The sequence below is a fragment of the Leptospiraceae bacterium genome, from assembly GCA_025059995.1.
Lineage (GTDB): Bacteria > Spirochaetota > Leptospiria > Leptospirales > Leptonemataceae > SKYB61.
Map to the genome: position 1 here is coordinate 23,846 of JANXCF010000006.1, position 14,073 is coordinate 37,918.

At 33.0% G+C, this 14,073-nt stretch carries 10 protein-coding genes; 6 read left to right on the forward strand and 4 right to left on the reverse strand.

The features are described from left to right. The first annotated feature begins 29 nt into the window (after positions 1 to 29). Positions 30 to 824, forward strand: a complete 795-nt coding sequence (locus tag NZ853_08940) for a hypothetical protein (protein MCS7205810.1) — start codon at positions 30 to 32, stop codon at positions 822 to 824. Here NZ853_08940 and ileS read toward each other — a convergent pair. Continuing rightward, positions 811 to 4,032 carry an isoleucine--tRNA ligase gene (gene ileS / locus NZ853_08945; GenBank protein MCS7205811.1) on the reverse strand — a complete coding sequence of 1,074 codons (3,222 nt, stop codon included), beginning with the start codon at positions 4,030 to 4,032 and terminating at the stop codon, positions 811 to 813. The genes NZ853_08940 and ileS overlap by 14 nt on opposite strands. A 133-nt stretch (positions 4,033 to 4,165) precedes the next feature. Here ileS and NZ853_08950 point away from each other — a divergent pair, with 133 nt between their 5' ends. Continuing rightward, positions 4,166 to 6,448 carry a sensor domain-containing diguanylate cyclase gene (locus tag NZ853_08950; protein ID MCS7205812.1) on the forward strand — a complete coding sequence of 761 codons (2,283 nt, stop codon included), beginning with the start codon at positions 4,166 to 4,168 and terminating at the stop codon, positions 6,446 to 6,448. 355 nt (positions 6,449 to 6,803) lie between these two features. Continuing rightward, the gene (gene bfr, locus NZ853_08955) at positions 6,804 to 7,268 is read left to right on the forward strand and encodes a bacterioferritin (protein MCS7205813.1); all 465 of its coding nucleotides are present in this window, start codon (positions 6,804 to 6,806) and stop codon (positions 7,266 to 7,268) included. Positions 7,269 to 7,270: 2 nt separating this feature from the next. Here the strand turns inward: bfr and NZ853_08960 are convergent, their stop codons facing one another. Next, positions 7,271 to 8,752, reverse strand: a complete 1,482-nt coding sequence (locus NZ853_08960; GenBank protein MCS7205814.1) for a ribonuclease HI family protein — start codon at positions 8,750 to 8,752, stop codon at positions 7,271 to 7,273. An 83-nt stretch (positions 8,753 to 8,835) separates the two neighbouring features. Here NZ853_08960 and lysS point away from each other — a divergent pair, with 83 nt between their 5' ends. The 3 genes from lysS to NZ853_08975 all read left to right on the forward strand — a co-directional run bounded on the left by lysS (position 8,836) and on the right by NZ853_08975 (position 12,327). Beyond that, complete coding sequence (lysS, locus tag NZ853_08965) at positions 8,836 to 10,335, forward strand: lysine--tRNA ligase (protein ID MCS7205815.1); 1,500 nt, start codon at positions 8,836 to 8,838, stop codon at positions 10,333 to 10,335. Positions 10,336 to 10,474: 139 nt separating this feature from the next. Then, on the forward strand, positions 10,475 to 11,209 hold the full coding sequence (locus tag NZ853_08970; GenBank protein MCS7205816.1) for a dolichol kinase: 735 nt from the start codon (positions 10,475 to 10,477) through the stop codon (positions 11,207 to 11,209). Continuing rightward, complete coding sequence (locus tag NZ853_08975; GenBank protein ID MCS7205817.1) at positions 11,206 to 12,327, forward strand: LptF/LptG family permease; 1,122 nt, start codon at positions 11,206 to 11,208, stop codon at positions 12,325 to 12,327. The genes NZ853_08970 and NZ853_08975 overlap by 4 nt, the downstream gene beginning before the upstream one ends. Here NZ853_08975 and NZ853_08980 read toward each other — a convergent pair whose 3' ends face one another. Both NZ853_08980 and NZ853_08985 read right to left on the reverse strand, forming a co-directional pair. Next, positions 12,328 to 13,440 (reverse strand): glycosyltransferase family 9 protein, encoded by a 1,113-nt coding sequence (locus NZ853_08980; protein ID MCS7205818.1) that lies wholly within the window; start codon positions 13,438 to 13,440, stop codon positions 12,328 to 12,330. After that, positions 13,440 to 14,072 (reverse strand): DUF4254 domain-containing protein, encoded by a 633-nt coding sequence (locus NZ853_08985; protein MCS7205819.1) that lies wholly within the window; start codon positions 14,070 to 14,072, stop codon positions 13,440 to 13,442. The genes NZ853_08980 and NZ853_08985 overlap by 1 nt, the downstream gene beginning before the upstream one ends. Position 14,073: the final 1 nt, after the last annotated feature.

Below are 14,073 nucleotides of genomic sequence, written 5' to 3' on the forward strand. Positions count from 1 at the left end.
AAAACAAAAACAAAAATCAATCGTTAGAAATGCTCAAAAGAGTTTTTTTTCTGTTTTTATTGAATTCCTATTGTATCTATAATTCGTCATTTTACTATAACATTCCAAGAGATACCCATAGTGACTTGGTAAAAGTTTCTTCGATAAATGAAAAATTATATTTAGTCGAAGACTTCAACTATTGGAAAACCAATACCCTCATTTACATCTCAAAAGAAAAAGTTTATTTTTTTGGCACGGGTTGGAGTTCAAAAAGTGCCCAGCAAATCCTTTGGAAAGCCAAGTCCCTAACAACAAAGGAATTTCAAGGGGTCTTTTTGATAGCTCCTACTTTGGATTACTCGGGAGGTATTTTTGAGTTTCGTATCAATGAGAATGTGCCCATTTATATTCATAAAGCAGGTTATTCTTATCTACTTTTAGAATGGGAAAAATGGCAAGAAGAGATGAAAGAGAAATTCCAAAGTTGGATAATAGAAAGACAAACTCCATCGTTTGACGGTTTATTGGATGATTCTCTCGAAATCGAAAACGGAGAAATCATGATTTTTTATCCCGAAGAAATCTTTGTTCCCGGAAACTTAGTTGTTTACTTTCCTTACGATAAATTAATTTATGGTGGGAACTTATTTTTTGATCCTGATGAATATCATTTATATCTCAACTCGAGACAAAAACAATTTCTCGAAAATTACAAGCTCCTATTAAGAAAATTAAAGAGACTCGATATAGAAATTATTATTTCCGGTAAAGGTTCACCTTATCATAAGAAAAATCTTCTTTTTGAGATAGAAAAATATCTTAATTCTTTCAGTTCGATTTAGATAATATGATTTCTACAGGGTTGTCATCGATGTCTATTTGTTCTTTGTATGTTCCATCTTCGAGATGAGACTGGAATTTCGATAAAGTTTCTTGTTCGATATAGTTTTGGAATATAGTAATTGCTTCGTTCAAATCCTGGAAGTTGGTTTTGATATTGATATAAATTCGATCACTGATGTTGAATTTGGCTTTCTTTCGAGTTTCTTGGATGTTTCGGATGAGGTCCCTTACCAAACCTTCTTTGTAGAGTTCTGGTGTGATTTGTGTGTCGATAGCAACAACAAAACCTTTTGACTCAGCTCCTTGTGTTCCTTCTCTGGATATGCCTTCAATCAGAAATTCCTCTTTTTTGAATTCATGTTCTTGACCATCAATGGGGATTTTGATTACTCCTTCTTTTTCTAAAACTTTAAAAATTTGATTGTGATCATGAGTTTTTAAATACTCTTGCAAGTGCTTGATTTTGTTTCCTAAGCGTTTTCCTAAAACTGGCAAATTCGGACGTATTTGGTAATAGAAAATCCCCGATGAGTCATCCAAAAATTCCATTTCTTTGACGTTAAGTTCTTCAAGAAGGATTTGTTTTCCTTCAATGAGGATATGTTGGTATTCTTTAGGGGAATAAATAAAGATTTTTTTCAATGGCTGACGAATTTTGATCTTTGCTTTTTGTCTTGCTGATCTACCCAAAAAAGCAACAAGTTGTAGGATGTTTCCTTTCTCTAAAGCTTCTTTGTTATAAAATTCAGGATTAACTTTAGGCCAATCGAGTAAATGTATGCTTTCAGGTAGTTGTCTGTGGGCTTTTAGAACCTTTCTCAATTCCAGATAAACATGTTCAGACAAAAAAGGAGTGTAGGGAGCCATGAGTAAAGCTAAATTCAATAAACTTTGGTATAAGGTATAATACGCTGAAAGTTTTTCGAAATCTTTTTCATCCTTCCAGAATCTTCTTCGATTCCTTCGTATATACCAGTTTGATAAGGAATCAACGAAATCTTCTATAGCTTTACCTGGTCGAAGACAATCGTACTGGTCTAAATGATTGGTTGTGAGTTCAATCAAGTCCTGAAGTAAAGATAAAATCCATTGATCAATCTCTGGCAATTGATCAAATTTGAATTGTTCTTGGAATTTTTTGATTTGGGTATAATTGATTTTATCTAGTTTTGCATAGATTTTAAAAAATTCCAATGAGCTCAAGATCATACGAAAAAAACCCAAAACTTGAAAGAGTGGATCTCCCGGTTGATTGGGTTTCCCTATTCTTCGAGAGTTTCCTGGAGGTGCGCCAGTGAGGAAATACCAACGCAAAGCATCAGCACCATGGGTATCAAAGACTTCCCATGGATCAACAGTGTTTCCTTTACTTTTTGACATCTTCTCGCCTTTTGTGTCTAAGACATGACCCAGACACACGACATTTTTAAAAGAAGACACCCCAGACACCATCGTAGAGATGGCAAGTAGAGTATAAAACCATCCTCTGGTTTGATCGATAGCTTCACTAATAAAGTCAGCTGGAAAATATTTTTCTAAAAGATTTTGATTCTTATGAGGCCAGCCCCATTGAGCATACGGCATGGCACCAGAATCGAACCAACAATCAATCACTTCGGGAACTCTTTTGAATACTTTTTTTGTTTTTAGATCCACCCATGTAATTTCATCAATATAAGGTCTATGCAAATCCAAATGAGAAAGGTCTTTTTTTGTTTTTTCTTCGAGTTCTTTTAAAGAACCAATGAATTCAATATTTCCGTCCTCATCCATCCAAATGGGAAGTGGTGTGCCCCAATATCGTTCACGTGATAACGCCCAGTCTTTATTGTTTTCGAGCCAATTTCCGAATCTTCCGTCTTTGATGTGGGAAGGAACCCAGTTAATGGTTTGGTTGTTTTTGATTAGGAGTTCTTTTACAGCGGTTGTTTTGATGTACCAGGCTTCTTTTGCAAAATACATGAGAGGTGCTCCAGAACGCCAACCAAAAGGATAATCATGTTTGTATTGATCGTGTTTCCAAACCTTGTTTTGTTTTTTCAAATCCTTGATGATTTCTTTGTCTGCCTCTTTAAAGAATAAGTCTTTGTAAGGTCCAACATGAAATTTCCCATCCAATTGAACTCCATAGATGATAGGCAGATTATACTTTAGACCAACTTCTAAGTCTTCTGCGCCATAAGCAGGAGCTATGTGAACAATCCCAGTTCCAGTATCCATTGTAACGAAATCCGCACAAACTGTATAAAAGGCTTTCTTTGTTTTGTCTTCTTCTGAAAGGGGAAGAAAATCCATCAAACGTTCATAAGAAAGATTTTCTAATTCTTTCCCAGAAAACTCTTTTATGATTTTGTATTTTTTGTCTTCTTCAGGTAAATGCTGAATGTTTGCATCAAGCAAAGCTTTAGCTAAAATATAACGTTCATCTTTGATTTCAATCCAAACATATGTTTCATTAGGATTCAAAGCCAATGCAACATTCGCAGGCAAGGTCCAAGGAGTGGTGGTCCATACCAAAAAATAAGTATTAGGAAAATCCTCATCCAAGATTTTAAACTTTACAGTCAAAGAAGGATCGACCACTTCTTTGTATCCTAAAGCAACTTCAGCATCACTTACAGTCGTTCCCATTACTGGATCAAAAGGAACAACTTTATAACTCTTATATAATAAACCTTTTTTGTAAATTTCTTTTAACAAATACCATACGGATTCAATGTATTCGTTATCCATTGTATAGTAGGGATTTTCTAAATCCACCCAAAAACCTAAGCGTTCACTAAACTCATTCCAAGCATCTACATATCGTAAAACAGATTCTCTACATAATCGATTAAAAGTCTCAAGTCCGTATTTTTCTTCAATTTCGGATTTTGTTTTTATGTTGAGTTCTTTTTCTATTTCTCGTTCTACTGGGAGTCCATGACAATCCCAGCCTGCTTTTCGTGGAATATGATAACCCTTCAAGCCATAGTATCGGATATAAATATCTTTATAAACTCTACTCAAAACGTGATGTATGCCGGGTTTTCCATTGGCTGTGGGAGGACCTTCATAAAATACAAATAAGGGACCATTTTCATTTTTTTGGACGTGTTTTTGGAAGATTTGATTTTTCTTCCAGTGTTTGAGTATTGATAGTTCAATCTTTACCAATTCTGAGGTTTGTTTTGATTTTGAGGTTTTAGAGGAAGTGGAAGAACTCATACTGACAAATTTTACAGATTTGTTAAGGAATCAATCTCAAACTTTTTTAAAACATTTTCTGATTTTCTTTTTGAAAGAATTCAAAATTTCGTATAATTCTATTAACATGACTGAAAAGATTGAAGAAGAAAAGATGCATTTTATATTCGGGACTAAAAAAAAGTTCATTCGTAATTTTCCTTTCGGACTTGTACAAGTGAATTATAAAATCGAAGAGGGAAAAGTTATTTATAAAAAAGTGCATTTTTATAATCCTGAGAAAATCCATGAACTCTACAAAGGTATCGTCACCGTAGATTATCAAACTTTTTTAAAGAAAATTGAAGTTTTAAAAAATAAACCAAAGTTAATACTTTTCTTTATTAAAGACTTTGATCAGGTAGAAAAAATTTTTTTGGAATTACCCAAAGAGCGTAATTTTTCTACCACTATACAACTTTATACACATCCAAGGATTGCTATTGATATTTTTGTTTCAAATAAAGATGAAATATCAAATACATTTAGTGTATATGTAAATGCTTTTTTGTTAGAGTCCTTACAAAAGGAAAATCATTATATTTCGATATTCCTTTTTCAAGACATAACGAAAGAAAATTATTTATATCGCTTGATGGATCAAGCAGTTCCGATTGGAATCTTTTTATATAGAGATACTTTTGTTGATGTAAATGAACAATTATGCAAAATAACTGAATATTCAAAAGAAGAGCTATACAATATGCCAATTTGGAAACTTGCTGATGAAAGCATTCGAGATATGGTTCAAGACATTGCTACAAAAAGAATAGAGGGAATTAGAGGAGATAGACATTATAACGAAGTTTGTATTTACACAAAAAGTGGCAACAAAAAGTGGCTTCAAGTTTTTGGTACCACAGTCAATTACAAGGGCGTTTTTTATGGATTAGGTGTTGTATTAGACATCACAGAGAGAAAAATACAAGAAATTAAGAATCAAGAACTCAAAAATTTCTACAAGACTATTAGTGAAGTTCAGAGAGTTTTGATTACTTCATCGAGTAATTCAGAAATCGAAATCTTAGCAGAAGTTGCTGAAATTTTGATTAGCCATCTGAATTTAAACCTGGTTATTATTCACAAAGAAGACTCGGAAAGTAGAAAACCTTTCAGGCTATTAAAAAAAATAAAAGAAAACTATGAAAGTAAAAACATAGATGAAATTGATACGATTTTGAGTCACATTATCTATGAAAAAGTATTTATAGAAAATCAGATTCATTATTTTGATACACAAAAAAATCAAAATCACGAATATTTTCAAAAGTTATCTAGCTTACGAATTCTTTCGTTTAGTTCCATACCCATTCAAACTCCAAAGGATAAGTATGTTTTGACTTTGTGTTCTTTTCTTTATGGTTATTTCTCAGAAGAAATAAAAGATTTATTATCAAAAGTCAAAACTACCATTGAGTTTTCATTTCAAAAATTGTATCAAACAAAATGGTTGAGAATTTATCAGCAAATTTTAGAAAACGCGAACGTGACTTTTATTTTAACAAACTCACAAAATAAAATTCTTTATGCAAATCCATATTTGGAAAATTTATCGGAGTATGCTTTTGATGAGTTATTGTATAAAGATCCCAAGATTTTTTCTTCTTATTTACATCCAAAAGAATTTTTTCAAAAATTATGGAATCGAATTTTGCAGAAACGAATATTCAGTGATATCTTTATCAATCGAAAAAAATCAGGGGAACTTTTTTGTTTGCACCAAAGTATTTTCCCTATACTCGAGAATGATGAAATCACTCATTATGCTGCAATAGGAATTGATATTACTGAAAAATTCCTACAACAAGAGATAGCAGAAGTAATGCTTTATGATCCCATTACCAATCTGCCAAATAGGTTCTTTTTCTCAGAGCATTTGGAAATTTTTTTAAAATTTCAAAGAATAGGTAAAGGAAATTCAGATTTGAAGTTTGCCATAATAGAATTAGATATTTTCAATTTTAGCTCCCTAAATCAAACTGAAGGACCCAACTTTGGAGATATTTATTTAAAATTTTTTGCTGAGCTACTAAGAAGTTTCATGGAAAATCAGGATTTTCATTATCTTTTAGGAAAGTACGATGATGAATTTTTTATTTTTGTTGATTTATCGAAAATCAATGATATAGAAAAATCATTATTGAGTTTTCTTCATAAATTGATTCAAACATGCCAGAATGAGTACACAATTTATGATACTTTTAGAAAAATAAACACCCAACAACGGTTTCCCTTTCATGCTGGTATCACAATATTTCCAAATGACTATCCAGAGATAAAAAAATATTCAACAGAAAAGGAGATAGTACAAATTCTATTACAAAATCTCAATATAGCCTTGAACGAAGCAAAAAAAGAAAGTCCCTATACATATAAGTTTTATAATGCCTTCTTATAGAGGGGTATTAATAATTCTTTCAAAAAATTTACTTAACTTGAAATTTCGGTTGACTTGATAATGAGTCTCAATATAATGATAATGCTATGTATGTTTGTATATGCAATTCTGTCTCTGATAAAGAGTTGGAACGAATTTTCATTCATCATAAAGACAAGCTACAATATTTGGATCTCGTTGAAGTTTTTCATTTAGCAAAGATTGGAAACAGATGTGGAATTTGTATAGAGACAGCAAAAGAAATTTATGAAAATTTTTTTATAAAAGCGAAATCAATGGAAATAATTCAAAAATAGGTTGAAGTATTGTCAAGATTGCCATTCTTGAATTATATTTCACTATTAAGGAGTTTTAGATGAAAGGAGATCCAAAAGTTATCGAATTACTGAATGCTTGCTTGAAAAATGAGCTCACTGCTATCAATCAGTATTTTCTGCATTATCGGATGCTTCATAACTGGGGAATACACAAACTAGCCCATAAGATCAGAGAGGAATCAATAGGTGAAATGAAGCACGCAGATAAAGTAATCGAACGGATTCTTTTTTTAGAAGGTTTGCCTAATCTACAAGACATTGGTAAATTAAGAATCGGACAAGATGTTAAAGAAATTTTAGAAAAAGATTTATCATTGGAGTTTGATTCGAACAAACAACTCAAAGAAACGATCTCCTATTGTGAATCCATGCATGATTACGTAACAAGAGAATTGCTAGATGACATCTTGAAGGATACAGAAGAGCACATCGACTTTTTGGAAACTCAATTAGAGTTGATAGAAAAAATTGGGATTCAAAACTATATCCAAAGTTGGATGTAGCATCAATAGTATTTGTAAATTTCTTTGAAATAAAAAATCATTTCTTTCATTTCAAAAATTTGGTCATATTCATTCACTAAAGATTGAATGTGACCCTTTTTTGTCTCGTCAGTTTCTAAAAACAAACTAAGAACCAGAAATTCCCGTAATCTCGTGTTTTCGGATAAAATCTTTTTGATTTCTGAAATATCAGGTTCATTTATGTTTTTTTCCCATTCTTGAATCAATCTTTCAAGAGAAATTGCATGTTTTGAATAATTCAATTTCTCATAAACTTTTTTGAAATACAACAAAAGAAAATAAATCTCATTTTTTTGTTCTAAGGATAAACTCAATTCGAGAGCCTTCCTTAAAACATGAAGGGCTTCTAAAAATCTCTGGTTTTTGTATAAAAATCGAAAAAACTCAAGATAAAATTCTATTTCTTGATTGTTGAGAAGAGCTAAACGATACAGGTGATAAGTTCCTTGGTAATTCATTTGATTGTAGGATAAACATTCTCTAAATTTGATTTGAGTTTTTTCATCATGAGGAGTAGATAAAATTGTTTCTAAAAACAAAACAAATTCATGCTCTTTTTTGGTTAAGTTGTCTCTCCAATAGAAGGGATAGGGTTTTCTTTTTGTAGTTTGATCTTTTTGACAAGAAAAGGGAAGAATGGTTTTTCTGTCTTCATCAAAATTGTTTACGTTCATTAGTTCTTTCAGATAAGTTTTGATTTCTGTATATTTCTTCTCTTCGAAAAGTTCCAACGTTTTTAAATACAAAACAAAAGGATCAATCCCATTATTTTCTTTCAGTCGGTCGAAATAAAATCTCGATGTAAGAAAGTCTTTTTCCAAAAAAAAAATCAAAAAATTCAATTTCAAAAAGTCCTTTTTTGCTGATACTTCATCTTCTTGAATTTGTTTAAGGGTTTTTTTAGCTTTGTTTATATTTCCTTGAAGAAAGGCATCAATTGCAGAATCCAAAAGGGGTTTTGAGTGGATTCCCCACATTCCCCAAAAAGATGCAAAAAAGAAAATCAAAACAATCATTTTATGTTTCATGATTGGTTTTTTTTTTAGAAATTGTTTGATTGCTTGGTTGGCTAATTTGTCAGCCCTTTTGTTTTCTTCTCGAGGGATATGATGAACATGAAAGGAAGAAAATTTCCCCAATGAAGAAATGATATCATTGTAGATTGGAATCAAATTTTGATTTTTGACTTGATATTCCCCTTGGATTTGCTTTACGATCAACTCTGAGTCCATGTATATTTCTAAATGATAGGATTGTTTTTCTTCTTTTAAAATTTCTACGATTTCTTTGAGGCATGTTGATAATGCGAGATACTCTGCTACATTGTTGGTTTGATTTCCCACATACTGGCTAATTTCTTTTATGACTTGATCATCAATCAAAATCAAGCCTCCAATTCCTGCTGGTCCGGGATTTCCTTTGGATGCTCCATCGCAAAAGATTTTGATGGTTTTTTTGTTCATTTGTCTTGGAAGATTTTGTTTTTCTTCAATATTCAAGTAAAATCTGATTTGTTTACTATCCTTAAAAAGAAAACTTGGTTTTGATGAATGATCAGTATAATGTTCGCTTAGAAAAATTACAAAAACTTAGAGCTTCAGGGTATGATCCCTACCAAAAGGAGTTTGAACGAAAAAACACCATAAAAGAGCTCCTTGAGGTTGATACAAGTCTTTATTCTTCCGAGACTCAATATTCAATAGCCGGAAGAATACGTTCCAAAAGAATGATGGGGAAGGCAGGTTTTTTTGATATCGAAGATGATACTGGAAGAATCCAGTTTTATGTTCGAAGTGATGAGGTGAATTTTGAAATTGTTAAAAACTTGGATTTAGGGGATATTGTGGGAGTTCAAGGATTTTTGTTTTTAACCAAGACGGGAGAAAAAACCGTTCATGTGAAACAAATAGAACTTTTAGCTAAGTGCTTACGCCCACTTCCAGTCGTGAAAGAAGCAGATGGAGTCATCTATGATGCTTTTGCTGACAAAGAACAAAGATACCGAATGAGGTATGTGGATTTGATTGTTTCACCGGGAGTTCGGGAGGTGTTTATCACTCGCTCGAAGGTGATTTCGTTCATACGGCAGTTTTTGACCAATGAAGGATATTTAGAAGTGGAAACCCCTATGATGCAGCCTATTCCTGGAGGTGCGAATGCAAGACCTTTTATTACCCACCTCAATGCTTTAGATATGAATTTATACTTACGGGTAGCTCCTGAACTCTATTTGAAAAGACTACTTGTTGGTGGTTTTACAAAGATTTTTGAATTGAATCGAAATTTTCGTAATGAAGGAATTAGCTACAAACACAACCCTGAGTTTACCATGTTGGAAGTGTATCATGCCTATGGGAATATGAACACCATGATGGATTTATGTGAAAGATTGATCACTTCCACAGCCAAAGAAATTTTAGGAACTTTGAAGATTTCCTACGAAGGCAAAGAAATAGATTTAACTCCCCCTTGGCGAAGAATTTCTTATTTGGATGCCATCAAAAAATATGCAGGTATCGATATTCATGTTAACTCTGAGGTTTCGGATTTAGTATCCCATGCAATCAAAAATGGATTCTCTAAGAATTTGTTTGAACAAGCAAAGACGAAATGGGATGTAGCAGAAATCTTATTCGATGAAGCAGTGGAAAAACATCTGATCCAGCCTACATTCATTACCTTTTACCCCAAAGAATTATCACCCTTAGCAAAAGCAAACAAAGAAAATCCCCTTTTTGTAGATCGATTTGAGCCCTACATAGCAGGAAGAGAAATTGGAAATGCTTTTAGTGAATTGAATGATCCTTTTGATCAGAGAGAAAGATTTTTAGAGCAGGTAAAACGTAGAGAAGCTGGGGACGAAGAAGCTCAATTTATGGACTACGATTTTTTGAGGGCATTGGAATTTGGCATGCCACCAGCCGGAGGTTTAGGGATTGGGATTGACCGATTGGTAATGATTCTTACAAACCAACATTCCATTCGAGATACCATTTTCTTTCCACTGATGCGACCCGAAAAACCCGAAGACATCGAAAGAAAATAAGTGGTTAGATATGATCGAATTCTTGAGTTTCAAAAGGTATTTCTTTAAAAAAGAACATTAGCATAACATTGAAATTTTTGTTTCTTGTGGCAGATTTTTTTTCTTGAAGAATAAATAATTCCTTTCTTTCATGTGGGAGATGAAACACAGCTTTAACCTCAAACGAAAGCTCTGGCATTTATTGGGATTAATCATTCCTTTTTTGTTGTTTATTGATATCTTTCGGTTTCTTGAACCCGAAAATCCCAACATCACAAGATGGGTGGGAATGTGGTTGCTTTTGGCTTTTTTTATTTTCATCTTTTTTGTTGAACTCATCCGAATGAAGAATCCCAAATTCAATCGGTTTTTTATTCGATTTGCCGGTGCTTTGATGAAAGAGTCCGAAAAAAAACAATTTCATGGAACAGTGGCTTATATTTTTGCGAATTTCCTTCTATTTGCTTTTTTCACAAAAGAAATCATTTTTATTTCATCTTTGATACTCATGATTTCGGATCCAATTGCTGCTTATGTGGGAATTCATTATGGAAAGCATAAGTTCTTCAAAGGAAAAACAATTGAAGGGATGTTAGCATTTTTCATTTCTTCGTTTCTGATTTCGTTTCTCTTTTTGATGTTTTTGAGCGTTTTTGAGTTTGGAAATTCTGTGTTTTGGATCACTCAGCAAAATTTTATTTCATTGTTTTTTACGATACTTTTTGTTAGTTTTTCTTGTTCTGTTGTAGAAGTATTCTCCTTCACAACACTAAATGGTTTGATTGATGATAACCTGACCATTCCTATGACGGCGGCATTGACTTTGAGCCTTCTACTCTTTGTGTTTGGTTTTCCTTTGGATTCCTTTTTTTCGCCCCTTCTCTTTTTATCATGAGGATTCTTCGAATTAAGTTGATTGATGCGTATCTTTTTTCGAACTTTTTTCGAGCCTTTCTCTTTTCTCTCATTGGTTTGGTTTTCGTTTTTGTGTTTATTAATTTGCTGGATTATTTGAGAATCCAAACTACCCAAAGTAGAACCTTGCTTTATTTAGCAATGGTCTATTCATTACCTCAGATCGTTGTTTTAGTGATGCCAGCTGCCATCATGTTTTCGGTTACATTTGTGGTTTCTTCTATGACGTATGATCGAGAGTTTTTAGCAATTTTTTCTTCGGGAGTTTCTTTCTATCGAGCTATAATAAGCATTTTGATTTTTTCTGTTTTTTTGAGCATTTTTTTGTTTTTTTTCCACAACCTGATTGTGATTCGATTCAACGAAATTTCTCTTAAATACCTTAATGAATACAGAAAGAACATAAAAGACATCCAAACTCCCAAAGAAATGATCTTTCAGTTCAACTTCAAAGGGAAAGACAGCTATTTTTTTCTTCCGTATTTCGATCCAAAAACCACCGAAATCACGGGAGGATTTCATGTTTTAAAGTTTCGTATGATTCAATCTCAGGAAATCCCCGAACTCATGATTGAAGCAGAAAAAGCCACTTACAACCAAGAAACCAAAAAATGGACCCTACATAAAGTTCGAGAAATCTCTTTCAACGAAGACCTAACCATCGAAAGCATCAATTTCTTTTTAGAAAAAACCTATGACTTTATCGAAGACATAGAGTTTTTTCGAAATCCCAACAAGGAACCAGCAGAACTAAATATATGGGAGCTCCAGAAAGAAATTGAATTTCGAAAAAAATATTCTTTAGATTATAGTATTTATCAGGTTCATTATTATTCGTTATTTTCTTTTCCGTTGATTACCATTCTTTCTTCTTTGATTGGTGCGATTGTGGGTAACATGGGGAATTTACGAGAAGCCAATCCTTTTGTGAAGTCTTTGTTATCATCCACGCTGCTAGTTTTTGTATATCAGCTACTTTATCGTCTAGGCATTAGCTTAGGTGAAGCAGGTGTGATTTCTCCTTTTTTGGCTGGTTGGAGTGCTTTTTTTCTTTTTTTGATTGTAGTAGTTGTGTTGATTTTGAAACATCGAAGATAATTATATTTGCTCGAAGTTTTTGAGGAGTGTGTTTTTGTTTTTTATTTCTTCGGGGATTTTGAGGTTTAATACCTGACAAAGTTTACGTAAAACATCCTCAGGCTCAATGTAATTTAAACAAGCTAAATCTTTTCGAAAGCATTTTTTATTTCCAAAAATTGAGCAAGGACGACATGGCAGAATTTCTGTAGGGATTTGAACGATGTTTTCTGGTTTTTGTCCAAAGGGAGCAAAGCCCGAAAAAGGATGAGTAGCTCCCCAAATAGAAATAACAGGAATACCAATCAAACTCGCAATGTGCATGTTAAAGGAATCCATCGCAATCATCACATCTAATTTTTCCATCAATGCCATTTCTCCCTCTAAAAGAAGCTTACCAGCAACCACAATAGTATAATCAGGATGTTCTTTATGGATACTTTCTAAAAGCTCGATTTCTTTTTTTCCACCTCCAAAAAGAAAAATTTTGGTTTTAAAATACTTACCAATCAATCGGATGAGTTCTTTGGTTTTATGGATGGGCCAGGTTTTAGGAGGATGCCCTGCAAATGGAGCGATCCCAATCCAGAGTATTTCTTTTTTGTGGACATTATGCGTGATTAAAAATTCTTTTGCAAGCCGCTTTGACTGAAAATCCAATGTAATATAAGGACCCGAAATCAACTTTGGATTCAAACCTGTCCTTTCAAAAACATGTAAATATCTTTCAACTGTGTGAGGTAAAGGTTTGAGAATTTTATTTTTTCTTCGTGTCTGTTCTCTTTTCTCCTTTCGTCCTTTAACAATAGAAGCAAATTTTAGTTCTTTTCGAAAAAAGAATCTCAAAATTTTACTTCTTAAACTATCATGAAGATCAATCCCATAATCATAAGGTCCTAAACGTCTTAGTTCTCGATAAAGACGATAAATCCCCAAAAGACCTCGATAGTGTTTGTCTTTAAAGTCAACACCAATCAGTTCTACACCAGGTATGTTATAAAAGAAAGGCTCATATTCTTTTTTTGTGACGAAGGTTATGTGAATCTCTGGATAATGGGATACCAAAGAAGATATCACAGGTATGGTAAGAGCTACATCTCCCATAGAAGAAAATCGAATGACTAAAAGATGCATTATTTTTTGAGTCTTCTAAGGACGGGGTTTAATTCTTCGTCATTATACATTTTCATTTGTCGATAAACCTTCATGTATTTTTCGCCCTTTAGTATGTCTTGGATATACTCATCATAACATTGGGATAAATCCTTTTGTTGTTCTAAGAGTATTAAGAGCTTTTGATGGCATTTTTCTCTATGTTCTTGGGAAGCATCTTTTCTTTGGGTTTCTATCTGCATGTGATAAATCTTTAAACTCAAAATCGAAAGACGATCCAAAATCCAAGCAGGAGATTCCGAATTTAGTTTTGCATGAGGTTTTTTGGGAATATCTTTCAAGTGATAATAAAACCAATCATCAATCTTTTCTACGGTATCATTCCTTGCTTGATTAGAACGATCAATCCATCGCTTCAAGAAAGCAATTTCTTTGTCTTCAATCAGTGGATTTCGGATTTCGTCTTCTAAATGCCATTGGATGGTATCAATCCAGTTTTTGTGATAGATGAACCATTCAATGGTAGCTTCAGGATAAGGATTACGTTCTTCTGCATAAACAGAATCAATTTCATGATAATCATGAATGGATTGATTGAAAATTTCCAATGCTCTGTTGGAAGTTAATTCTGATGGATGTTTGATATAGCTCATC